The organism is Variovorax sp. 3319 (assembly GCF_031456585.1).
GTDB lineage: Bacteria > Pseudomonadota > Gammaproteobacteria > Burkholderiales > Burkholderiaceae_C > Variovorax > Variovorax paradoxus_P.
On record NZ_JAVDUZ010000004.1, the window covers coordinates 118,215 to 141,106 of the forward strand.

Sequence of the window (22,892 nt, forward strand, 5' to 3'; positions counted from 1 at the left end):
TGTGCCCCATGAAACTCATCGACTCGCTCGTCACGCAGGCGGCTGGCATTGCCGCCGTGCGACGTGACCTTCACGCTCACCCCGAACTCTGCTTCGAAGAAGTCCGCACCGCCGACGTGGTGGCAGGCAAGCTCACCGAATGGGGCATTCCCATTCACCGCGGCCTGGGCACCACTGGCGTGGTGGGCATCGTCAAGAACGGCACCAGCAGCCGCGCCGTCGGCCTGCGCGCCGACATGGACGCACTGCCGGTTACCGAGCTCAACACCTTCGCGCACGCCAGCAAGCACCACGGCAAGATGCACGCCTGCGGGCATGACGGCCACACCGCCATGCTGCTGGCCGCCGCACAGCACCTGGCGAAGCACCGCAACTTCGACGGCACGGTGTACCTGATTTTCCAGCCGGCCGAAGAGGGCGGCGGCGGCGCACGCGAAATGATCAAGGAAGGGCTTTTCGAGCAGTTCCCCATGGACGCCGTGTTCGGCATGCACAACTGGCCCGGCATGAAGGCCGGCCAGTTCGCGGTGAGCCCGGGGCCGGTGATGGCGTCGGGCAACAAGTTCTATGTCAACGTGATCGGCAAGGGCGGCCATGCCGCGTTGCCGCAGACCGGCATCGACCCGGTGCCGATTGCCTGCGAGATCGTGCAGGCGTTCCAGACGATTCTCACGCGCAAGATGAAGCCGACCGATTCGGCCGTGATCTCCGTCACCACCATCCACGCGGGTGAAACCAACAACGTGATCCCCGACAACTGCGAGTTGACGGGCACCGTGCGCACCTTCTCCATCGAGGTGCTCGACATGATCGAGGCGCGCATGAAGAAGATTGCCGAGAACATCTGCGCGGCGCACGACGCCACCTGCGACTTCCGCTTCGAGCGCTACTACCCGCCCACGGTCAACACCGAGGCCGAGGCAGACTTTGCGCGCCGCGTGATGGGCGGCATCGTCGGTGCCGAGAACGTGCTGCGGCAAGAGCCCGCCATGACCTCGGAAGACTTTGCATTCATGCTGCAGGCCAAGCCCGGCGCCTATGCCTTCATCGGCAATGGCGACGGTTCGCACCGCGACGTGCACCACGGAGAAGGGCCGTGCACGCTGCACAACGCGAGCTACGACTTCAACGACGACCTCATTCCCCTGGGTGCCACCTGCTGGGTGCAACTGGCCGAGCAGTTCCTGAAGCCCGGAGGAACCGCATCTTGATCGGCATCGGCGAGGCGTTTTCGCCGCGCTACGCCCAGGCGCGCCAGAAGTTCCTGCAGGCCTGCGTGAGCGCGGGCCTCACGGTCGAGCCGCATGCCCACCCCGGCAAGGGGCAGGGCGGCGAAGAGCTTTCGATGGACGTGGCACTCGACGGCGACGCCGACGCCGAGCGCCTGCTGATCGTTTCCAGCGCCTGCCACGGCGTGGAAGGCCATTGCGGCAGCGGCGTGCAGGTGTTTGCGCTGCACGATGCCGAGTGGCGCGAGAAGGCAAAGGCGCAGGGCGTTGCGGTGCTGTACGTGCATGCGCTCAACCCGCACGGCTTTTCATACGGCCGGCGCGTGACGCAGGAAAACGTCGACCTGAACCGCAACTTTCTCGATTTCACGAAGCCGCTGCCGGTCAACCAGCCCTACGCCAAGCTGCACGCACTGCTGTTGCCCGACGCCTGGCCGCCCACGCCCGAGAACCAGGCCGCGGTCGATCAATGGATCGAAAAGCACGGCGTGGCCGCCTTCCAGGCGGCTGTCACCGGTGGGCAATACCAGTTCGACGACGGGCTGTTCTTTGGCGGCAAGGCGCCAACCTGGAGCAACAAGGCACTGCGCAATGTGCTGCGCCGCCATGCGGGCAGCGCACGCCGGCTGGGGTGGATCGACCTGCACACGGGACTCGGGCCGAACGGCATCGGCGAACGCATCTTTGCGGGGCGGGACGACAAGGCTGCCTACGCCAGGGCCAATGCCTGGTGGGGTGCGCCAGGGGCGCCGGTTACGTCGATCTACGACGGCTCGTCGACTTCGGCGCTGTTGAGCGGCCTCATCAGCGAAGCGGTGTACCAGGAGTGCCCGCAGGCCGAGTACACCGGCATTGCGCTCGAATACGGCACGCTGCCCATGCTGGACGTTCTGGGCGCCCTGCGTGCCGACCACTGGCTGCACAAGCACCCCGAAGCGCCGGCCGATCTGGCCGACGGCATTCGTACGCGGATGCGCGATGCGTTCTATACCGACACCGACGCCTGGCGGGGGCAGATCGTCAGCCAGGCGCGCCAGGCGATGTTCCAGGCCGTGGACGGCCTCGGCAGCTGAAGAAAAGCGGGGGCGCGGTGCCCCCGCCGATCCCAGGCGGTCAGGTCCTGATCTTGCCGTCCGCCGTGATCATCGACAGCTCGACGAACTTCGAACCGACGTGGTTCTTGGGCGAGAACGACACTTCGAAGCCGCCGAACTGCTGGCGGTCGATGCTTTCGAGCCCCGTGATGAGGCCGTCACGCGAGGCCTTGCCCGGTGCACGGCGCAAACCCTCTGTGAGCACCTTGGCGGCAAGGTAGCCTTCCATGCTCGAGAAATTGGCGCTGGCCGCAGCGCCCGCCTTCTTGACCGCGTCGCCGAACTCGCGGGTGATCGCGTTGGCCGGGTTGTAGGGCGAGGGCATCACCTGCGTCACCATCACGCCCGCAGCGTCCTTGCCCAACTCGTCGGCCAGCGCCTGGGTGCCGACGAAAGACACATTGAAGAAGGTGCCGCCGTAGCCGGCCTTGCGAGCTTCGCGGATGAAGGCCGCGCACGCCTTGTACGCGCCCACCTGCACCACCGCGTCGGGGCGCGCCGCCACGATGGTTTTCACCGCTGCGGCCACGTCGACCGAGTTGCGCTCCACGGTGGCCAGCGCCACCGGCTTGAGGTCTTGCTGCGACAGCGCCAGGGTCACGCCCTCGACGCCGGCCTTGCCGTAGGCGTCGTTCTGATAGAAGACCGCGATCTTCTTCAGGTTGAGGTGGGTGAGCTGCTTCACGATCAGCGCGGTCTCGTCGTTGTACGACGCACGCAGGTGGAACACGTTCTTGTGGAACGGTTCGCGCAGCGACATGGCGCCGGTGAACGGCGCCACGAAAGGCACCTTGTCCTTCACCGCAAGCGGCAGCGCTGCCATGCTGGTGGGGGTGCCGATGTAGCCGAACAGCGCAAACACGTCTTCGTCGATCAGCTTTTGCGTATTGGCGGCGCAGCGGTCGGGCTCGTAGCCGTCGTCCAGGTTCTTGATGACCACCTGGCGGCGGCCGGGCTGGGCGTTGTATTGGTCCAGGAACAGCTTGGCGCCCTGGTGGAACTGAATACCCAGTTGCGCGGCCGGGCCGGTGAAGGGTGCCGATTGGCCCAGCACGAGCGGCGTGTCGCCCTGTGCCCTGGCCAGCTGGAAACCACCCAGCGCGGCCGCACCCGTGGCCAGTGAAAAATGTCTGCGATTGATCATGGTGAAAACCTATTCCGCGTTACCGCGCACTATCTGGAAAACTTTAGACTTGCCGGATGGACGATGCCCCGGACTCTGCAACTACTGTTCTCCCCACCGAAACTTCCACAGTCCTGGGCGCCTGCCCGCACGACTGTCCGGACACCTGCGCCCTGGTCACCACCGTCAAGGACGGCGTGGCCATAAAGCTGCAGGGCAATCCGGCCCACTCGCACACGGGCGGCGTCCTTTGCACCAAGGTTTCACGCTATATCGAACGCAACAGCCATGCCGATCGCCTGGTGCAGCCCATGAAGCGCACCGGTCCGAAAGGCTCTGGCCAGTTCGAACCCGTCAGCTGGGACGCCGCTCTTGACGACATCGCCGCGCATCTTCGTGCATTGCAGACGGATCCGGAAACAATTGTGCCTTATAGTTACGCAGGCACCATGGGTCTCGTGCAGGGCGAGTCGATGGATCGGCGTTTTTTCCACAAATTGGGCGCCACGCTGCTCGACCGCACCATTTGCTCGATGGCAGGCGGCGAGGCGATGGTCTATACCCTGGGCGCCAAGATCGGCATGCGGATCGAGTTTTTTGCCGAGGCAAAGCTCATCCTGATCTGGGGCAGCAACTCCATTGCGAGCAACCTTCACTTCTGGCGCCATGCGCAGGCCGCCCGGCGCGCGGGGGCCCGGCTGGTGTGCATCGACCCGCGCAAGACCGAAACCGCCGACAAGTGCGACGAGCACATCGCCTTGCTGCCCGGCACCGATGCGGCGCTCGCCCTGGCACTGATGCACGAACTCATCGTGCACGACTGGCTCGACCACGACTACATTGAAAACCACACCCTCGGCTGGGAGCAGCTGCGCGAGCGCGCCCTGCAGTGGCCACCCTCGCGCGCCGCTGCGGTGTGCGGCGTGCCCGAGGCGCAGATCGTGGCATTGGCGCAGGCCTATGGCACCACCAAGCCGGCCGCGATTCGCCTGAACTACGGCATGCAGCGCGTGCGAGGCGGCGGCAACGCGGCGCGTGCGATTGCCTGCCTGCCGGCGCTCGTGGGCGCATGGCGCGACCGCGCGGGCGGGCTGCTGCTGAGCAGCTCGGGCCACTTTCCCGCCGACCGCGCCGCGCTGCAGCGGCCCGACCTGCTTGCGGGGCGCAAGCCGCGCACGGTCAACATGAGCACCATCGGCGATGCGCTGCTCGACCAGGCCAAGCCGGTGAAGGCCATCGTGGTCTACAACAGCAATCCGGTTGCGGTGGCGCCCGAGTCGGGCAAGGTGGTGGCGGGCTTCGCGCGAGAAGACCTCTTTACCGTGGTGCTGGAGCAGTTTCAGACCGACACCGCCGACTACGCCGACTACCTGCTGCCGGCCACCACCCAGCTCGAGCATTGGGACATCCACTGCAGCTACGGCCACACCGACGTGCTGCTGAACCGCCCCGCGGTCGCGCCGCGCGGCGAGGCCCGCAGCAACGCCTGGATCTTTCGCGAACTGGCGCGCCGCATGGGCTTCGATGAGCCCTGCTTTTCCGAAGACGACGAGTCGCTGTGCCGCACCGCCTTTGCGCCGGGCGCCGTCGACTACCAAGAGTTGCTTTCGCAGGGCTTCACCAGCCTGCCGCTGCCCGAGGCGCCCTTTGCCGACGGCAAGTTTCCAACGCCCTCGGGGCGTTGCGAATTCTTCAGCGAGCGGCTCCAGGCGCAGGGCATGGACGGGCTGCCCGACCATGTCCCCAACTACGAGCCCGCGGGCGGTTCCACCGAATTTCCGCTGGCAATGATTTCGCCGCCGGCGCGCAACTTTCTCAATTCGACCTTCGTCAACGTCACGAGCCTGCGCGCCATCGAAGGCGAGCCGCTGCTCGAGATTCATGAGGCCGACGCAGCCGCCCGCGGCATCGAGAACGGCGCCGTCGTGCGCGTTTTCAACGGCCGCGGCGAGCACCGCTGCCGCGCCGAGGTCTCGCGCCGCGCACGGCCCGGCGTGGTGCATGGCATGGGCATCTGGTGGCGCAAGCTCGGCATGGACGGCACCAACGTCAACCAGCTCACCAGCCAGCGCCTGACCGACATCGGCCGCGGCCCGACCTTCTACGACTGCCTGGTCGAAGTGGAGCGTATTGCGCCCTCTCCGCTCTCTTCCTCCGGGAGAGGGTTGGGGTGAGGGCTGCCCCCGCATCCGCGCTGGCCGCCGCGCTGTTGTTGCTGAGTGGCTGCGCCGATCTCGGCTACTACTGGCAATCGGCCAGCGGCCACATCGGCATCATGCGGGCCGCCAAGCCGGTGCCCGAGTGGCTGGCCGACCCAGGTGTTTCGCAGCCGCTGAAAGCCAAGCTCGAACTCGCACAGCGCATTCGCAGCTTTGCGGTGACCGAACTGTCGCTGCCGGACAACCCGAGCTACAAGTCGTATGCCGACCTGCACCGCCGCGCCGCGGTGTGGAACGTAGTGGCCGCCCCGCCGTATTCGCTCACCCTCAAGAACTGGTGCTTTCCGGTGGCGGGATGCGTGGGCTATCGCGGCTACTACGACGAGGCCGCAGCCAAGGCCGAAGCCGATGCGCAAAGCGCCAAGGGGCTGGAAACCGCCGTCTACCCCGTGCCGGCCTATTCCACCCTGGGCTGGATGAACTGGGCCGGCGGCGATCCGCTGCTTTCGACCTTCATCGGCTACCCCGAAGGCGAACTGGCGCGCATCGTGTTCCACGAGCTCGCGCACCAGGTGCTCTATGTGCCCGGCGACACGGTGTTCAACGAGTCGTACGCCACGGCGGTGGAGCGCATTGGCGGCGCCTTGTGGCTGCAGCGCGAAGCCAGCGAAGCGGCACGCAGTGAATATTCGCGCTTCGATGCGCAGCGCCAGCAGTTTCGCGCGCTGGCCCTTAATACGCGCCGCGCGCTCGGTCAGGTGTATGAATCCGCGCAGGCCAAGGCCGGCGACTGGACGGCGGTCGACGCCATGAAGAAGGCCGCGATGGACGACTTTCGTCAACGCTATGCCGGGCTGCGCGCAGAATGGCAAGGCCCGCGCCAGGGTGCGTACGACCTCTGGGTGGCACGCGCCAACAACGCGACCTTTGCAGCCCAGGGTGCCTACGACGACCTGGTTCCCGGCTTCGAGGCACTGTTCGAGCGCGAAGGCCGCAACTGGCCGCGCTTCTACAAGGAGGTGCGCCGCATCGCCGCGCTGTCCACAATGGATGAGCGGCGCCGCGCGTTGCAGACGGCCACCGGCGTCCAGCAAACGAACAATTCCATCCACAACAAACACGACGACCACGGAGATCACGGTGCCTGACATCCATATCGAACGAAATCACGCGCTGGGCATTGCGGGTGCACGCGAAGTCGCACGCCAATGGATGCAGCAGGTCGAGCAGGACTACGGCCTGGAGTGCACCTACACCGAGGGCGAAACCAGCGATGTTGCGCAGTTCAGCCGCGCCGGCATCGACGGCACCGTGGAAGTCACGGCCACCACGCTCACGCTGGAGGCCACGCTGGGTTTTCTGTTCAGCAGCTTCAGCGACCAGATCGAGCAGAAGATTGCGAAAAATCTCGACGCGCTGCTCGATGCGCCGGGCGGTAAAAGCCGCTTTGCGTGAGCGGCGCCAGGCGTTGATGCAGCAATTGGCCATGCCATGACCGGCGCCTCTTCGTCCTCCGCCGCGCCTGTTTCGGCGGGTGCGCTCGCCGGCCTGAAGGTCGTCGAGCTCGGCCAGCTGATTGCCGGGCCGTTCGCGGCGCGCACCCTGGCCGATTTCGGCGCCGAGGTCATCAAGATCGAACCGCCAGGTGCGGGCGATCCGCTGCGCACGTGGCGGCTGCTGAAAGACGGCACATCGGTGTGGTGGCAGGTGCAGTCGCGCAACAAGCGTTCGCTGGCGCTCGATCTGCGGCAAGCCGAAGCGCAAGCCATCGTGCGGCAGCTTGCCGCAGAGGCCGACGTGCTGATCGAGAACTTTCGCCCCGGCGCAATGGAAGGCTGGGGCCTTGGGCCCGACGAGCTCCTGGCCGCGAACCCGGCGCTTGTGATGTTGCGGATCAGCGGCTACGGGCAGACCGGCCCCTACCGCGATCGTCCTGGCTTCGGCGTCGTGGCCGAAGCCATGGGCGGGCTGCGCCACCTCACCGGCGAGACCGGCCGCGTGCCGGTGCGGGTAGGGGTTTCCATCGGCGACACGCTGGCTTCGTTGCACGGCGTGATCGGCGTGCTCATGGCCATGCAGCACCGCCACGCCACCGTGAGCCCCGACTATCCGAAGGGCAGGGGGCAAGTCGTGGACGTTGCGCTTTATGAGGCCGTCTTCAACTGCATGGAAAGCCTGCTGCCCGAATACAGCGCCTTCGGTGCGGTGCGCGAGGCAGCCGGCAGCGCGCTGCCCGGCATTGCGCCCACCAACGCCTACCGCTGCGCCGACGGCGGCTATGCCATCGTGGCCGGCAACGGCGACAGCATCTTCCGGCGGCTCATGGAATGCATCGGCCGGCCCGACCTTGCCGCCGATCCGGCGCTGGCCGGCAACACCGGCAGGGTGGCGCAGGTAGAAAAGCTCGATGCCGCCATCGGCGACTGGGCCGCGCAGCGCACGGTGAGCGAGGTACTTGCCGCGCTCGATGCGGCGCACGTGCCTGCGGGCCGCATCTACACCATTGCCGACATTGCGGCCGACCCGCACTACGCCGCGCGCGGCATGCTGCAGCAGGTGCAAATGGCAGACGGCAGCGCGCTTGCGGTGCCCGGCTTCGTGCCCAAGCTGTCGCGCACGCCTGCCAGCCACCGGTACAACGCGCCCGCGCTGGGCGCGGACACCGATGCCGTGCTGAAGGAAATCGGCCTTACCGCCGAGCAGATTGCCGCACTGCACGAGCGCGGCATCGTCGGCTAGCTGTGCGTGCGGGTCAGCCGCGCAGCGATTCGATCAGGTCGATGTACTTCTGCTTGGCCTCGTCGGCGCTCAAACCCTTTTGCGCCGTCCACGCATCCCACTTGGCGCGTGCGACGATGTCGCTGAAGCTTGGCTTCTTGGCAGTGTTGTCGCCCTCCGTGGCCTGCTTGAAGAGGCCGTAGATCTTGAGCAGCGTCGGGTTGTCGGGGCGCTCGGCCAGCAGCTTGGAGTTGGCTTGAGCGGCTTCGAATTGGGCGTTGAGGTCGGACATGGGCGGTCTAATGAAAAGCGAAGAGTACGCATCTTAAGTGGGCGGTACCTGCGGGTACCAACCGGCGGCCGTCTCAGTCCGACAACCCCGCCCGCGCCAGCTCCACGTCGAGCCGTTCCTTTGCATCCACCGGCTCCAGCGCAGCAGCCTTTTCGTACAGCTGCGTGGCCTCGCCCAAGCGGGAATCGCCGTGCAGCATGAGCAGCGCGCGGCCGTATTCCATCAGCGCGCTGGCTGAATGGGCGTTGAGCGCAAGGCCGCGCTCGAACAGCTCGACCGATATTTCGGCCCGCACGCCATACGTCATGCGCCCGACCAGCGCACCCACCTTGTCGATCACCTCGGCATGGAAGGCGGCCAATGCAATGTGCGCGTCGGCATGGTCCGGCTGCAGCTCTATCACGCGTTCGAGCGCGCCCTTGAGCTTGCTGCCAAGGCCCTGCGCCAGCGCGCGCGCCACGCTGATGCCCTGGCTGTAGCGGCCCAGGGCGTAGGCCTGCCAGTAGAGCGCCTGGCAGTTGTCGGGTTCCGCCGTGGCTTGCGCACCGGCGCGTTCGATGACCTGGCGGAACATCGAAAGCCGCACCGATTCACGCGGCTCGAGATAGTTGGCGTAAATGGCGGTGGCCTGGTTGGCCAGCACCAGGCCCTCGGGCCCATGCAGCAGGCCGAGCGCGGCGGCGCGCTCGAACTCGCCGCTGTGATACAGCGCCCAGCCGTCCGCCAGCGGATGCTCGCCCGCCGGTGGCGGCAGCGGGTGGCCGGCATGAAGGCGCGTCCACTGCAAAAGCGCGGTCTGCGCGTCGTAGCGCGGCACGTCCGCGTACGGCAGCGGCGTCCAGGGTTCCGCGGGTGCCGCCGCGGCAACGGGGCCGGCGGACATCAGCGAAAGCGGTTTGAAGTCTGGATGGGGCATGGTCATCTAGGCCGCCAGATCGATTGGGGCAACCGACGGCGCGTCGCTTGCCGGATCTTCGCCGCTGTAGGCGTTGCTGAGTGTGAGCAAATGCCTCCGCTGGTCTCGTCCGAGGTACGGCGCCAGCAGGTGGAGCGTGTGCTGCCCGCCACGCATCAGCGCACCCTGTGCATGCGCGGGCTCGAGCGCCTCGCGCGGGTTGCGCACGTATTCGTAGCTCAGCCAGTAGGTCAGCACCACGACCATGCTCTGCGCCAATGTGTCGACCTCGTGCGCATCGATTTCGAGGTGCCCGGCCCGGCTCAGCCCGGCAATGAGCATGCGGATGGCGCGCGCCTTGTTTTTCAGCACCAGCTGGAACTGCGTCTCGAGATGCCGGTTCTTGCTGAGCAGGTCGTTCAGGTCGCGGTACAGAAACCGGTAGCGCCAGATCAGCTCGAACAGGCTGTGCATGAAGAACCAGGCGTCTTCCACGTCGTGCACGCCTTCGCTGGCATGCAGGAGCTCGTTGAGCTCGGCCTCGTAGCTTTCGTAGAGCTTGTTGATCAGCTCTTCCTTGGCGGGGTAGTGGTAGTAGAGGTTGCCGGGACTGATGTTGAGCTCGCCCGCCACCAGCGTGGTGGAGACGTTCGGCTCCCCGAAGCGGTTGAACAGCTCCAGTGCGGCTTCAAGGATGCGTTGCGCTGTGCGGCGTGGCGCCTTCTTGGCCATGTCAGTCCCCGTTTTTGTCTCTTGTGGGGACACTCTAGCGTATGTGCACTGCACCTTGAACGCGGCAGGGCAATGTTTTGCGGCGGCGTGCGTTGTGCAGCGCCGCAAAAGGAAGGGGTTGGCTACCCCGCTATGGCCGGGCGGGCTTGTCTAGCCGGCCTTGTTGCTGCGCCGCACGGTTTTCTTGGTGGCGGCTGCGGGTGCCGCACTGCGGCCTGCGGTCTTGCGGCTCGCCCGTGCAGGAGCGGCGGCGGTTGCCGGCTTGGTCGCGCTCCGCTGCAGTTCGGCTTCGAGTGCCGCCACGCGGGCTTGCAGCGCGGCGTACTCGGCAGCCGAGGGCAGGCCGAGCTTTTCGAGGGCGCGCGCCACGCGCTCTTCGAAGATGTTTTCGAGCTTGCCCCACTGGCCCGCGGCCTTGGTGCCGAATTCGCTCGCAAAGCCGGCCATGCGCGTCTGCGCCTGCGCAAGCGTTTCTTCGGCTGCTGCCTGGGTTTTCTTTTGCATGCCGGCGCCGTCTTTCACCAGCGCCTCGAAAGCCTTGCTGCCTTCCTGCTGCATCTTGGCAAAGGCGCCGAGCCCCGCCAGCCAGATCTGCTGCGCGGAATCCTTGATGCGGTCCGAGCCCTTGTTGTTGCCGTTTTCGTCGTCCTGGGTAGCCATGCGGAATGTTCCTGTGAAAACAATCGGGCTACTCTAGCTGCAAGACGCCTCTTCCTTTAGAGCTTCACGTCTATGAACGCTGCCTGCGCGGGCTACGCCTTGCCGGCTGCGCGGCTGGCGTCCAGGTGGGCCTTGGCCCGTTCCGCCAGGGCCATTTCGCCCGGGGTGCCCGGCACATAGGGCTGCACCGGCAGCGGCCGGCCGTGCGAATCGACCGAGACGAAGACGATCAGGCACTCGGTCGTCTTGTCCATGGTGCCGCCCTTCATGTCGCCGCTGCGTACCTCGACCGAGATGTTCATGCTGGTGGTGCCGGTGTAGGCCAGGCGGGCCTCTACCTCGACCAGGTCGCCGATCATGATCGGGTGGTGAAAGCGGATGCTGCCGATGAACGCCGTGACGCAATAGCGCTTTGCCCAGCTGGTGGCGCAGGCGTAGCCGGCTTCGTCGATCCACTTCATGACGGTGCCGCCATGAACCTTGCCGCCAAAGTTGACGGTGCTGGGCTCGGCCAGAAATCGAAGTGTGATGGAGGACATGCGCCGCCTTTTTGTGGCTGTGTTGGTCGGAGCCCCGATTATGCGAGCGCGCGGCGCCGTAGATGTGCGCCGCCGGTCGGCGCCGCGCTCACGCTCAGCCGCCGCCGAACAGCTCCGCGAGCGTGCGCCGGAGCCACGCGTTGCCCGCGTCCGCATGGAACCGCTCGTGCCAGTGCTGCTTCACGGCGTAGGCGGGCAGCTCGAAGGGCGGCTCCAGCAGCTTCACCGGCTCCTGCGTGGCCAGTACCTTGCCGAGAATGCTGGGCACGATCACGATCAGTTCGGTGTGCGCCACGATACGCGCCACGCTCAGGAAGCTCGAAAGGCTGGTCACCACATTGCGCCTGAGGCCCAGCCGCGCAATGGTCTTGTCGACAATGGCATGGCCGGTGCCCGACGACGCCACCACCGCATGCGCCTCGGTCTCGAAGCGCTTGCGCGTGAGCCGCTCGCCAATGCGGGGATGGTTACGCGCCGCCAGGCAGACGAAGTTCTGCATGAAGAGCGTCTGCTGGTAGAAGCCCGCGTCCAGCTGCGGCATGAAGCCCACTGCCAGGTCGACCGCGCCGTCCTCCAGCCGCCTGCCGCTGTCGGTCGAGATGATCTCGGTCTCGATGCGCACCCCCGGCGCCGCATGCCGCAGGTGGTCGAGCAGGCCCGGCAGCAACACCACTTCGCTGATGTCCGTCATGCAGATGCGAAAGCTGCGCGCCGCGGTGGCGGGGTCGAAGCTGGTGCGGCCGCCCTTGGCCCGGTTCAGCCTGTCGAGAATGTCCAGCACCAGCGGCTGGATTTGCCGCGCGTAGGGCGTGGGCTCCATGCCGCGCGAGGTGCGCACGAACAGCTTGTCTCCGAAATGCGTGCGCAGCCGGGCCAGGGCAGTGCTGGCCGCCGACTGGGAAACGCCCAGCCGCTCGGCCGCGCTCGACACGTTCGCCGTCTTGTAGACCTCGTCGAAAACCAGCAGCCATTCGAGATCGAGCTGGGCCATGAAGCACCTCCTTGGCGGCCACTGCGCAGCCACCACTATCGAAAAACAGGATTGCAGCTATCGCTGTGGCTGCATTGCACCAATAGTAGTACCGGCGGAAGATAGCCGCTCCCCGGAGACGAAGGCCGCATGAAAGGCCGAACCTGAAGCCGAACCCAAGGCCGAACCGCCATGAATCCAGCAGCCCAGAAACCACCCCATGCCAACGCCGCGGAGCGCCGCAACTACTACGCGCGTATTCGCCCGCTGAACCTCACGCCGCTGTGGGAGTCGCTGCACGCCCTGGTGCCGCGCGAGCCCACCACGCCTTGCGTGCCGGCGCTCTGGCGCTATGACGAGATCCGCCCGCTGCTGATGGAATCGGCCGACCTCATCACGGCCGAAGAAGCAGTGCGCCGCGTGCTCGTGCTCGAAAACCCGGCGCTGCCCGGCAACTCGTCCATCACCCAGTCGATCTACGCCGGCCTGCAGCTCATCATGCCGGGCGAAGTGGCGCCTTCGCACCGCCACGTGCAATCGGCGCTGCGCTTCATCGTCGACGGCAAGGGCGCCTACACCACGGTGGGCGGCGAACGCACCACCATGTACCCGGGCGACTTCATCATCACCCCCTCATGGGCCTGGCACGACCATGGCAACGAGGGCATCGGCGGCACGGTGGAGCCGGTGGTGTGGCTCGACGGGCTGGACATTCCGATGCTGCGCTTCTTCGATGCCGGCTTTGCCGAGAACGACGACGCCAAGGTCCAGCACGTGGCGCGCGCCGAGGGCAACAGCCTTGCGCGCTTCGGCCACAACATGGTGCCGGTGCGCCACGACCACGTGTCGCCCACCTCGCCGATCTTCAACTACCCCTACGCTCGCAGCCGCGAGGCGCTGGCCCTGCTGCAGAAGCAGGAAGCGCCCGATGCCTGGCTGGGCCACAAGCTGCGCTATATCAACCCGCTGACCGGCGGCGCGCCGATGCCCACCATCGGCACCCACCTGCAGCTGCTGCCCAAGGGCTTTGCCGGCAAGACGCACCGCGCCACCGACGGCGCCGTCTACAGCGTGGTCGAAGGCCGCGGCACGGCACACATCGCCGGCCAGCGCTTCGAATTCGGCCCACGCGACACCTTCGTCGTTCCGTCGTGGGCGCCGCTGCGCCTCTCGGCAGCCGGCGAAGACGTGGTGCTTTTCAGTTTCTCCGACCGTCCTGTGCAGCAGGCCATGGGCGTGTTGCGCGAAGCCTTTCTCGAAGACGCCTGAAAGCCGGCCGGTCCCTTTTTTCTTTTATTTCTTTGTCTCTACATGTGCCGCCCCGCGCGGCAGGAGCCCTCATGTCCTTCGTCTTCGCGCCTCCTTCCATCGTCGGCCTGCCCATCGTGGGTTCGAACGGCCTGTTTCCGGTGCGCCGCGTCTACTGCGTGGGCCGCAACTACGCGGCGCATGCCCGCGAGATGGGCTTCGACCCGGATCGCGAACCACCGTTCTTCTTCTGCAAGCCCAACGACGACGCCTCGGTGGTGCCCGTGGCCGAAGGCGCGACCGGCGTCATTCCGTATCCCCCGCTCACCAGCAACTACCACTACGAAGCCGAGCTCGTCGTCGCCATCGGCAAGGGCGGCAAGAACATTGCGGTCGAGCAGGCGGCCGGCCACATCCACAGCTACGCCGTCGGCCTGGACATGACGCGCCGCGACCTGCAGATGAAGATGCGCGAAGCCGGCCGGCCATGGGAAATCGGCAAGGCCTTCGACTTCTCGGCGCCCATTGCGCCGCTGCGCACGCTGGCCGATGTGGGCGAGATCAATGCAGGTGCCATCACGCTCGAGGTCGACGGCCAGGTACGGCAGAACAGCGACATCACGCACCTGATCTGGTCGGTCAACGAAGTGATTGCCAATTTGTCGACGCTGTTTGCGCTGCAGCCCGGCGACCTGATCTTCACGGGCACGCCCGAAGGCGTGGGCGCGGTCAAGCCGGGCCAGACGCTCAAGGTGAGCATCGACAAGCTCCCTTCGCTCACCGTGCGTATCGATTGATGGAACGCCGCGCAGAAGAGGTCCCGCAATGAGCACATCTTTCACGAAGAACCCACCCAGCGTGCTGCTCGTCGGCGGCGGCATCGGCGGCATGGCGGCCGCGCTGGCATTGGCGCGCCTTGGTGTTTCCATCGACCTGCTCGAACAGAGCGCCAGCATCGGCGAGATTGGCGCCGGCCTGCAGCTCGGCCCCAACGCCTTTGCAGCGCTTGATGCGCTGGGCGTGGGCGAAGCGGTGCGCCGCAATTCGGTGTTCACCGACCGGCTCGTGATGATGGACGCCGTCGATTGCGGCGAGGTCGCCTCGGTGCCCGTGGGCGAGGCCTTTCGCGCGCGCTTCAGGAATCCATATGCGGTGAGCCACCGCGCCGACCTGCACGGTGCCATCCACGAGGCGGTGAAGCAGCATCCGCTCATCCGCTTTCACACGTCGGCGCAGGTCGAGTCGATCGACATCGGCGGCGGCAAGACGCAGGGCGTGGTTGCCGTGACGCGCGACGGCCGGCGCTTCACGGCCGATGCCATCGTGGGCTGCGACGGCGTGAAATCGGTGGTGCGCGCCAAGCTCGTGGGCGACGAGCCGCGCATTTCGGGCCATGTGGTGTACCGCGCCGTGGTGCCGGTGGCCGACATGCCTGCCGACCTGCGCTGGAACGCGCCCGTGGTCTGGGCCGGGCCCAACTGCCACCTGGTGCACTATCCGCTGCGCCATGGCGAGCAATACAACCTGGTGGTCACCTTCCACAGCCGCGAGCAGGAAGAGTGGGGCGTTTCCGACGGCAGCAAGGAAGAGGTGCTGTCGTACTTCGAGGGCGTGCATGCCCGCCCGCGCCAATTGCTCGACCGGCCGACCTCGTGGCGGCGCTGGAGCACGGCCGACCGCGACCCTGTGGAACGCTGGAGCGAAGGCCCGGCCACGCTGCTCGGCGATGCGGCGCACCCGATGATGCAGTACCTTGCGCAAGGTGCCTGCATGGCGCTCGAAGACGCAGTCACGCTCGCTGCCGCGGTGCAGGCCTGCAATTTCGACCTGCCGGCTGCCTTCAAGCTCTATGAGGCCGCGCGCATTCCGCGCACCGCCCGCGTGGTGCTTTCGGTGCGCGAAATGGGGCGCCTGTATCACGCCAAGGGCGTGGAGCGGCTGGTGCGCAACAGCCTCTGGGTAGGCCGCACGCCCGAACGCTTCTACGATGCGGTCGAATGGCTCTATGCATGGCGGCCCGAGCATTGCCTGGACGACGCGCCGGAGTCGTTGCGGCCTGTTGCCGCGGCGGCCGGTGCCGACGCAGGGGCCATGCTTTCGCCGCATTGAAACCAACGGATTTTTTCGTCATCACTATTCGAGGCCACAGGCCCAGGAGACAACAAGCCATGAACTTTTCTTCACGCGCGTTGGTGGCGGGCATGCTTGCCCTGGGCACCGTTGCCGCCAGCACCTGCGCCCTGGCGCAGGCAAGCGACTATCCGAGCAAGCCGGTAACGCTGGTCACGCCCTTTGCCGCAGGGAGCGGGCCCGACGCGGTGCTGCGCCTTGTCTCGGACAAGCTCTCTCGCCTGTGGAACCAGCGCGTGGTGGTCGACAACAGGCCGGGCGGCGGCGGCTTCATCGCCATCGACCAGGCCCGGCGCGCCGCACCCGACGGCTACACGCTGCTGCAGCTGGACAGCGAGCACGTGGCTGCGCTGCCGCACCTGTACAAGTCGCGCAACTTCGTCACCCTGCAGCATTTCGACCCGGTGGCTTCGCTCTTCCGCACACCGTTTTTCGTCGCGGTTTCCAGCGAGTCGAAGCTGAAGAACATGGGCGACCTGATCGCCGAAGCCAAGGCCAACCCCGAGGCGATGGTCTATGGCTCGTGGGGCGTGGGCAGCCCCGGCCACCTGGGCGCGCAGCAGCTTGAGGCGCTCACGGGCATTCGCATGCGGCATGCGCCATACCGCGAGGTGTCGCAGCTGTATTCGAACGTGGGCACCGGCGAAGTGCCGTGGGCCTTTGCGAGCATTCCGTCGAGCCAGGGCATCTACAAGGCCGGCAAGCTGCGCTACATAGCCGTGGCCGCGCCCAAGCGCATTCCCCAGATGCCCGACGTGCCCACCATGGCCGAGGCGGGCGGGCCGGCGTCGCTCGAGGTCAACTCCTTTGTGTCGCTGCTGGCGCCCAAGGGCGTGCCGGCGGCGGTCAAGGCCAAAATCAACGCCGACGTGGCCAAGGTCATCGCCGACCCCGAGATCCGCGCCCGTTTCGACACCTTCGCCTTCGAGCCGCTGGCGTGGTCGCCGGAAGAAATCGAACGCAACGCCGAGGCCAAGTCCAAGGTTTACGGCGAACTGGTCCGCCGGGGCAACATCAGCCTTGAGTAGCTGTCATCATTACGTTTTTTCACAGTTCTTCTTTTCCTGAACCTTTCATGCAAGCAACCAAGAGAGCCCTCCTGATCGCCTGCGGCCTGGCTGCCGCCGCCGCGCTGCCGCTGGCGGCCAATGCACAGAACAACGCCTGGCCGACCAAGCCGATTCGCCTGCTCGTGGGTTTTCCGGGCGGCTCCACGCCCGACATTGCCGCCCGCACCATTGCCGAACCGCTCGCCAAGGCGCTCGGCCAGCCCGTGGTGGTGGACAACAAGCCCGGCGCCTCGGGCAACATCGCGGCCGACATCGTGGCCAAGGCCAATGACGACCACACGCTGGGCATCGTCATCAACGGCAATCTCACCTCGTCGAAGATGCTGTACCCGCGGCTGCCCTACGACCCGGCAAAAGACTTCACCTACCTCTCGCTGATTGCCACGGCGCCGCTGGTGCTGGTGGCGCAGAACAGCCTGCCTTCGGGCGCCGCTTTCTTCGATGCGGCCCGCAAGGGCGGCGACAAGTGGAACTACGGCTCGGTGGGTGTCGGCTCGGTCGGTCACCTGGGCATGGAACTGCTCAAGAGCCGCGTGCCCGGCTTCAACGCCGAGCACGTGCCTTACCAGGGCAATCCGCAGGTCGTGACCGCCATGCTGGGCGACCAGGTGCAGATGGCCCTTATTCCGCCCGGCGTGGCCATGCCGCAGGTGCGTGCCGGCAAGCTCAAGGCCATTGGCCTCACGGGCGGCCGAAGCACCCTGGTGCCCGAGCTGCCGCCGCTGGCCGATGCCGGCGTGCGCGACTTTTCGCTCGAAGTGTGGGTGGCGCTGCTGGGCCCCGCCAACCTCTCCAAGACCGCGCAGGCCCGCCTCAGCCGCGAGGTCGAAACCATCATGAAGCAGCCCGAAGTGCGCCAGAAGCTCTTCGAGCAGGGCTGGCAGGCAGTCGGCACCTCGCCGGACGGCATGCGCCTGCGCGTGAAGGAAGAGGCGGCCATCATGACCAAGATCATTTCGGCCCGCGGCATCAAGATCCAGTGATGACGGCAGCCAGTCAGAAGACCCTGACCGAGCCGGCGCGCGAGCTGCCGGTCTTCGGCGAATACGACGTGGTGGTGGTCGGCGGCGGCCCCGCCGGCATTGCCGCGGCCGTGAGCGCGGCACGCCATGGCGCCAACACGCTGCTGGTGGAACGCTACGGCTTTCTGGGCGGCATGGGCACCGCGGGCGGCGTGACCAACTTTGCCGGCCTGTACGGCAAGCGCAACGGCGAGATGACGCTGCTGGTGCGCGGCGTGGTCGACGACCTGCTCGCGCGGATCGACGCGCTCGGAGGCCTCAACAAGCCGCAGGACGGCATGCAGGGCCGCATCCGCGTGCGCTCCTACGACACCTCGGCCTACAAGATTGCGGCGGACCAGTTGCTGGCGGACGCCGGCGTGAACCTGCTGTTTCACGCATGGGCGGCAGCGGTGGTGCGCGACGGCGACCGCATCGCCGCGCTGGTGGTCGAAACCAAGTCGGGCAGGCAGGCCATTCGCGCCAATGCATTCATCGACGCGAGCGGCGACGCCGATGTGGCCGCCTTTGCGGGCGTGCCCTTCGAAGTGGGCGATGGCCACGGCAGCGGCCTGTTCCCCACCACCATGTTCCGCGTCGGACAGGTCGATGCCGAGCCGGCCCTTGCGGCCGTCGGCGAGTTCAAGGCCATCAACGACCTGATGGCCACGGTGCAGCAGCAGAAGCCCGGCAAGTACAAGTTTCCGCGCGAAGGCGCCATCCTCCGCCCCAACATCGACCCGCGCGAATGGCGCGCCAACGTCACGCAGATCCGCAATGCCGCTGGCCGCGCGATGAACGGGGTGGATGCGCGCGAACTCACCGAGGGCGAGCTCGAAGGCCGGCGCCAGATTGCCGAATACTTCAAGTTCATGAAGGCCGAGGTGCCGGGCTTCGCAAAGTCGGCCATCGTCGAAATTGCGCCGCAGGTCGGCATTCGCGAAACGCGCCGCATCGAAGGCCTCTATGCGCTCACCGGCGAGGACATTCTCTCGTCGGCCGCATTCGACGACAGCATCGGCATCAATGCCTGGCCGATGGAAATGCATGCCGACGGCCGCATCGAGTGGGCTTTTCCGCGCGACGAGAGTCGTACCTACAACCAGCTGCCATGGCGCATGCTGGTGCCGCGCACCGTCGACAACCTGCTGGTGGCCGGCCGCTGCGCCGCCATGACGCACGAAGGCCAGTCGGCCGCGCGTGCGAGCGGCGGCTGCTTTGTGATGGGGCAGGCCGCGGGAACGGCGGCGGCTTCGCTGGGCAGCGGTGCCCGGTTTGCCGACGTCGATGTGCCGGCGTTGCAAGACAAGCTCGCGGCCGACGGCGTAGATCTCGATCGTTGATCTTTCAGGCCGGGCGGCCGGCCCGGCCCTGACCGGCCCGCGACAGCCCGCGGGCCCGGCCTTTGCTATGGTTGCAGGTTGATTCTTTTTGCTGACGCCTGCAGCCTTTTCTTCCGATGACCACCGACCCCGCCACCGCCGCCCGCCTTGTCGACGAACTCGTCGCGCTCATGCAACTCGAGCCGCTGGGGGGCGACAAATTCCTGGCCCAGAGCGAAGACATCGGCACGCCCGCCGTGTTCGGCGGCCAGGTGCTCGGCCAGTCGCTGGCGGCTGCAAGCCTCACGGTCGGCGCCGACCGGCCGGTGCATTCCATGCACGCCTACTTCCTGCTGCCGGGCGAGCATGCGCCCATCGAATACAGCGTCGACCGCGTGCGCGACGGCCGCAGCTTCACCACGCGGCATGTGGTGGCGCGCCAGCAGGAACGCATCATCTTCGAGATGTCGGCGTCGTTTCAGACGGTGGACGACGGCGTCGAGCACCAGTTCACCATGCCAACGGTGCAAGGCCCCGAGGGCCTGGTGAGCGAACTCGACCAGCGCATCGCGCTCGGCGACCGGCTACCCGAGCGTTGGCGCATCAAGGGCCTGGAGCCGCACGGCATCGAATATCGCCGTGTGGAGGCCGATGACCTGCTGACGCCGGAAGTGCGCCCCTCCGAAAGCGCCATTTGGATGCGTGCCATTGCACCGTTGCCCAACGATCCGGTCGTGCACCGCGCGTTGCTCGCCTACGCCTCCGACCATGGACTGCTGCGCGCCGCAATGCTGCCGCACGGCCTGAGTTTCATGAGCGGCCAGGTGCGGCCCGCAAGTCTCGACCACGCCATGTGGTTCCACCGTGATTTCCGAATGGACGACTGGCTGCTGTACGTGCTCGACTCACCGAGCGCGAGCGGCGCGCGTGGCTTGTGCCGCGGCAGCCTGTATTCGCGGGACGGGCGGCTTGTGGCTTCTACGGCGCAAGAGGGGATGCTGCGGGTCAAGCGCTGAGACGGTGTTGGGTGCTGCCGTTCAGGGCGCCGCCGGTTCAGGGCGGCGCACCCGCCGACGGGGTACCTTTCTCCGCGAATGTCCCCCGGCCTGCGGCCTCCTCCTTTATTTCGCTGCGCAAGGCACCCCGCCAGCGGGTGCGTTGTACAGAGCGGTCGTTGATCGGCGGTACACCAGCAGCGTGCCCAAGTGCACAGGGCATCGGGTGCTCCCCGCAGCGAAATAAAGGAGGAGGGGCGCAGCCCCGGGGGACATTCGCGGAGGGGAGTACCCGGTGGCCTTTGCACAGGCCCTGAACAACAGCGCCCTTGAACAAAGAACCCAGCCTGTGCAAATGCCCCAAATCCTTGGCTAAATACGCGTCTCAAAAGAAACGAATCAAGGACGCAGCATGTCTTCCGAAGCACAGAAAAAAGTAGCCATGGTCACCGCCGGCGGCAGCGGCATGGGCGCCGCCGCGGCACGCAAGCTTGCAGAAGACGGCTTTCGCGTCGCCATCCTCTCGTCATCGGGAAAGGGCGAAGCGCTGGCCGCAGAGCTTGGTGGCATCGGCGTGACGGGCTCCAACCAGTCGAACGACGACTTGAAGCGATTGGTCGACAAGGTCACTGAAGAATGGGGCCGCATCGATGTGCTGGTCAACAGCGCGGGCCACGGTCCCCGCGCTCCCATTCTCGACATCACCGATGAAGATTGGCACAGGGGAATGGATGTCTACCTGCTGAGTGCGGTGCGCCCGAGCCGCCTTGTGGCGCCGCTCATGGTGAAGCAGGGCGGGGGCGCCATCATCAACATTTCCACCTTCGCCGCTTTCGAGCCCGACCCTGTGTTTCCAACCTCGGGCGTGTTTCGCGCGGGCCTTGCGGCGTTCACCAAACTCTTTGCCGACAAATACGCCGCACAGAACGTGCGCATGAACAACGTGCTGCCGGGCTTCATCGACAGCTTGCCCGAGAAGCCCGAGTTTCGTTCGCGCATTCCGATGGGCCGCTACGGCAAGAGCAGCGAGATTGCCGCCGTCATCGGTTTTCTCGCATCGGAAGGCGCGGGCTACATCACCGGCCAGAACTTGCGCGTGGACGGCGGCATCACCCGCTCGGTGTGAGCGCCTGCGGGCGGGCGCCGGGGCGCTACCTACAATCGGGAGCATCTACCCGTGAAGCGTGGCGCGGCCCTTCATGTCGCCGCGTGCGGGCCGCTCTCCATCCATGTCTTCTCCACACAGCCGCTTGCGAGCCGAATGGTTCCCGAGCATTCCGCGCGAACTGATGGCCGGCGCCGTCGCCACCTTCGCCCTCATTCCCGAAGTTATTGCCTTCTCTTTCGTGGCCGGTGTCGACCCTGCGGTCGGGCTCTTTGCTTCGTTCGTCATCAGCATCGTCATTGCCTTTACCGGGGGCCGGCCGGCCATGGTCTCTGCCGCGGCGGGGTCGGTGGCGCTCGTGGCCGCACCGCTGGTGCATGTGCACGGGCTACCGTACCTGCTCGCAGCCGGCGTGCTGGCCGGGGCCATACAGATCGTTTTCGGCCTGCTGCGGCTCGGCGTGCTGATGCGCTTCGTTTCCACGTCGGTGCGAACGGGCTTCGTCAATGCGCTGGCGATATTGATCTTTGCGGCGCAGATGCCGCACTTCATCGGCGCCAACACGGCCACTTGGGCCATGGTGGGGCTGGGCCTTGCCATCATCTACCTGCTGCCGCGTATCACGACCGCCGTGCCTTCGCCGCTGGTGTGCATCGTGGTGGTCACGCTCGTGGGGCATTGGTTGGGCTTGCCGCTCAAGACGGTGGCCGACCTGGGCCACCTGCCCGACGCGCTGCCCGCCTTTGCGTTGCCGTCGGTGCCTATGTCGCTCGACACGCTGCGCATCATCGCGCTGCCAGCCTTTGCCATTGCGATGGTCGGCCTGCTGGAATCGATGATGACGGCCAGCGTGGTGGACGACCTGACTGACACGCCGAGCTCCAAGAACCGCGAATGCAGCGGCCTGGGCATTGCCAATGTGGCGGCCAGTTTCTTCGGCGGCATCGCGGGCTGCGGAATGATCGGCCAGACCGTGAGCAACGTGCGATACGGTGGGCGCGGCCGGTTGTCCACGCTGTTCGCGGGCGTCTTCCTGCTGATTCTCATGGTGCTGCTCAAGCCCTGGATCTCGCAGGTGCCGGTGGCGGCGCTGGTGGCCATCATGGTGATGGTGTCGGCCTCCACGTTCGACTGGGGGTCGCTTCGCACGCTGGTGCGCCATCCGCGCATGTCCAGCGCCGTCATGCTCGCGACCGTGGCGGTCACCGTCGCCACCGACAACCTGGCCGCGGGCGTGGCCACCGGCGTGATGCTGAGCGGCGTGTTCTTCACTTTCAAGGTCGCGCGTTTGCTGCACGTGCATGCGGATACCGTCGATGAAAGCGGCACGCGCGTCTACCGCGTGAGCGGCCAGGTGTTCTTCGCATCGGCCGACATGCTGGTCGATGCCTTCGACGTGCGCGAGATCGACGGCGCACCGGTCCACATCGACGTGTCGCAAGCGCACTTCTGGGATGTGACCTCAGTGGCCGCGCTCAACAAGGTGGTCGAGCGGCTGCGCAAGCACGGCAGCGTGGTCCACGTGACGGGGCTCAACCGGGCCAGCCGCGACCTCATCCTGAGGCTCGACGCGGCGCCCGAGTAGGCCGCACGCGGCACGTGGCGCCGGG

General features: G+C 66.5%; 22 protein-coding genes. 15 read left to right on the plus strand and 7 right to left on the minus strand.

The window, feature by feature from the left end; all coding sequences use genetic code 11:
- Positions 1 to 8 precede the first annotated feature (8 nt).
- Both J2X67_RS10165 and J2X67_RS10170 read left to right on the plus strand, forming a co-directional pair.
- Positions 9 to 1,211, plus strand: coding sequence for a M20 aminoacylase family protein (locus J2X67_RS10165; protein ID WP_309952724.1), 1,203 nt, complete (start codon positions 9 to 11; stop codon positions 1,209 to 1,211).
- Positions 1,208 to 2,302 (plus strand): M14 family metallopeptidase, encoded by a 1,095-nt coding sequence (locus tag J2X67_RS10170; protein WP_309952726.1) that lies wholly within the window; start codon positions 1,208 to 1,210, stop codon positions 2,300 to 2,302. Before J2X67_RS10165 ends, J2X67_RS10170 begins: the two co-directional genes overlap by 4 nt.
- A 40-nt stretch (positions 2,303 to 2,342) precedes the next feature.
- On the opposite strand, the gene J2X67_RS10175 is transcribed toward J2X67_RS10170, so the two are convergent.
- The gene (locus tag J2X67_RS10175; protein WP_309952728.1) at positions 2,343 to 3,467 is read right to left on the minus strand and encodes an ABC transporter substrate-binding protein; all 1,125 of its coding nucleotides are present in this window, start codon (positions 3,465 to 3,467) and stop codon (positions 2,343 to 2,345) included.
- 56 nt (positions 3,468 to 3,523) lie between these two features.
- Between J2X67_RS10175 and J2X67_RS10180 the strand changes: the two genes are divergently transcribed.
- Genes J2X67_RS10180 through J2X67_RS10195 form a run of 4 tightly spaced genes read left to right on the plus strand, consistent with a single transcriptional unit; the run spans position 3,524 to position 8,344 of the window.
- The gene (locus tag J2X67_RS10180; RefSeq protein WP_309952729.1) at positions 3,524 to 5,620 is read left to right on the plus strand and encodes a molybdopterin oxidoreductase family protein; all 2,097 of its coding nucleotides are present in this window, start codon (positions 3,524 to 3,526) and stop codon (positions 5,618 to 5,620) included.
- Positions 5,617 to 6,753, plus strand: coding sequence for an aminopeptidase (locus J2X67_RS10185; RefSeq protein ID WP_309952731.1), 1,137 nt, complete (start codon positions 5,617 to 5,619; stop codon positions 6,751 to 6,753). Before J2X67_RS10180 ends, J2X67_RS10185 begins: the two co-directional genes overlap by 4 nt.
- Positions 6,746 to 7,060 (plus strand): polyhydroxyalkanoic acid system family protein, encoded by a 315-nt coding sequence (locus J2X67_RS10190; RefSeq protein ID WP_309952733.1) that lies wholly within the window; start codon positions 6,746 to 6,748, stop codon positions 7,058 to 7,060. The genes J2X67_RS10185 and J2X67_RS10190 overlap by 8 nt, the downstream gene beginning before the upstream one ends.
- A 36-nt stretch (positions 7,061 to 7,096) precedes the next feature.
- Positions 7,097 to 8,344 (plus strand): CaiB/BaiF CoA-transferase family protein, encoded by a 1,248-nt coding sequence (locus J2X67_RS10195; RefSeq protein ID WP_309952736.1) that lies wholly within the window; start codon positions 7,097 to 7,099, stop codon positions 8,342 to 8,344.
- Between the two features lie 13 nt (positions 8,345 to 8,357).
- Here the strand turns inward: J2X67_RS10195 and J2X67_RS10200 are convergent, their stop codons facing one another.
- From J2X67_RS10200 to J2X67_RS10225, 6 genes are all read right to left on the minus strand, one after another.
- The gene (locus J2X67_RS10200; protein ID WP_281149264.1) at positions 8,358 to 8,615 is read right to left on the minus strand and encodes an acyl-CoA-binding protein; all 258 of its coding nucleotides are present in this window, start codon (positions 8,613 to 8,615) and stop codon (positions 8,358 to 8,360) included.
- Between the two features lie 73 nt (positions 8,616 to 8,688).
- Positions 8,689 to 9,531 carry a hypothetical protein gene (locus tag J2X67_RS10205; RefSeq protein ID WP_309953083.1) on the minus strand — a complete coding sequence of 281 codons (843 nt, stop codon included), beginning with the start codon at positions 9,529 to 9,531 and terminating at the stop codon, positions 8,689 to 8,691.
- Between the two features lie 6 nt (positions 9,532 to 9,537).
- Complete coding sequence (locus J2X67_RS10210) at positions 9,538 to 10,242, minus strand: TetR/AcrR family transcriptional regulator (RefSeq protein WP_309952737.1); 705 nt, start codon at positions 10,240 to 10,242, stop codon at positions 9,538 to 9,540.
- Between the two features lie 150 nt (positions 10,243 to 10,392).
- Entirely contained in the window at positions 10,393 to 10,902 is a 510-nt protein-coding gene (locus tag J2X67_RS10215) for a phasin family protein (RefSeq protein WP_309952739.1), read from the minus strand.
- A gap of 92 nt (positions 10,903 to 10,994) precedes the next feature.
- Positions 10,995 to 11,441 (minus strand): acyl-CoA thioesterase, encoded by a 447-nt coding sequence (locus tag J2X67_RS10220; RefSeq protein WP_281149267.1) that lies wholly within the window; start codon positions 11,439 to 11,441, stop codon positions 10,995 to 10,997.
- 94 nt (positions 11,442 to 11,535) lie between these two features.
- Entirely contained in the window at positions 11,536 to 12,432 is an 897-nt protein-coding gene (locus tag J2X67_RS10225) for a LysR family transcriptional regulator (RefSeq protein ID WP_309952741.1), read from the minus strand.
- Between the two features lie 171 nt (positions 12,433 to 12,603).
- On the opposite strand from J2X67_RS10225, the gene gtdA reads away from it, so the two are divergent.
- From gtdA to J2X67_RS10270, 9 genes are all read left to right on the plus strand, one after another.
- Positions 12,604 to 13,680, plus strand: coding sequence for a gentisate 1,2-dioxygenase (gtdA, locus tag J2X67_RS10230; protein ID WP_309952742.1), 1,077 nt, complete (start codon positions 12,604 to 12,606; stop codon positions 13,678 to 13,680).
- 71 nt (positions 13,681 to 13,751) lie between these two features.
- The gene (locus J2X67_RS10235) at positions 13,752 to 14,456 is read left to right on the plus strand and encodes a fumarylacetoacetate hydrolase family protein (protein WP_309952743.1); all 705 of its coding nucleotides are present in this window, start codon (positions 13,752 to 13,754) and stop codon (positions 14,454 to 14,456) included.
- 28 nt (positions 14,457 to 14,484) lie between these two features.
- Positions 14,485 to 15,768 (plus strand): 3-hydroxybenzoate 6-monooxygenase, encoded by a 1,284-nt coding sequence (locus J2X67_RS10240; protein ID WP_309952744.1) that lies wholly within the window; start codon positions 14,485 to 14,487, stop codon positions 15,766 to 15,768.
- Between the two features lie 59 nt (positions 15,769 to 15,827).
- Positions 15,828 to 16,817: a tripartite tricarboxylate transporter substrate binding protein gene (locus J2X67_RS10245; RefSeq protein ID WP_309952746.1), complete on the plus strand. Its 990-nt coding sequence runs from the start codon at positions 15,828 to 15,830 to the stop codon at positions 16,815 to 16,817.
- 47 nt (positions 16,818 to 16,864) lie between these two features.
- On the plus strand, positions 16,865 to 17,842 hold the full coding sequence (locus J2X67_RS10250; RefSeq protein WP_309952748.1) for a tripartite tricarboxylate transporter substrate-binding protein: 978 nt from the start codon (positions 16,865 to 16,867) through the stop codon (positions 17,840 to 17,842).
- Positions 17,842 to 19,203 (plus strand): FAD-dependent oxidoreductase, encoded by a 1,362-nt coding sequence (locus tag J2X67_RS10255; protein WP_309952750.1) that lies wholly within the window; start codon positions 17,842 to 17,844, stop codon positions 19,201 to 19,203. Before J2X67_RS10250 ends, J2X67_RS10255 begins: the two co-directional genes overlap by 1 nt.
- A 116-nt stretch (positions 19,204 to 19,319) precedes the next feature.
- Entirely contained in the window at positions 19,320 to 20,198 is an 879-nt protein-coding gene (locus J2X67_RS10260; RefSeq protein ID WP_281149277.1) for an acyl-CoA thioesterase II, read from the plus strand.
- A gap of 391 nt (positions 20,199 to 20,589) precedes the next feature.
- Complete coding sequence (locus J2X67_RS10265; protein ID WP_309952752.1) at positions 20,590 to 21,303, plus strand: SDR family oxidoreductase; 714 nt, start codon at positions 20,590 to 20,592, stop codon at positions 21,301 to 21,303.
- A 103-nt stretch (positions 21,304 to 21,406) separates the two neighbouring features.
- A complete protein-coding gene (locus J2X67_RS10270) occupies positions 21,407 to 22,867 on the plus strand; it encodes a SulP family inorganic anion transporter (RefSeq protein ID WP_309952753.1) in 1,461 nt (486 codons plus the stop codon).
- Positions 22,868 to 22,892: the final 25 nt, after the last annotated feature.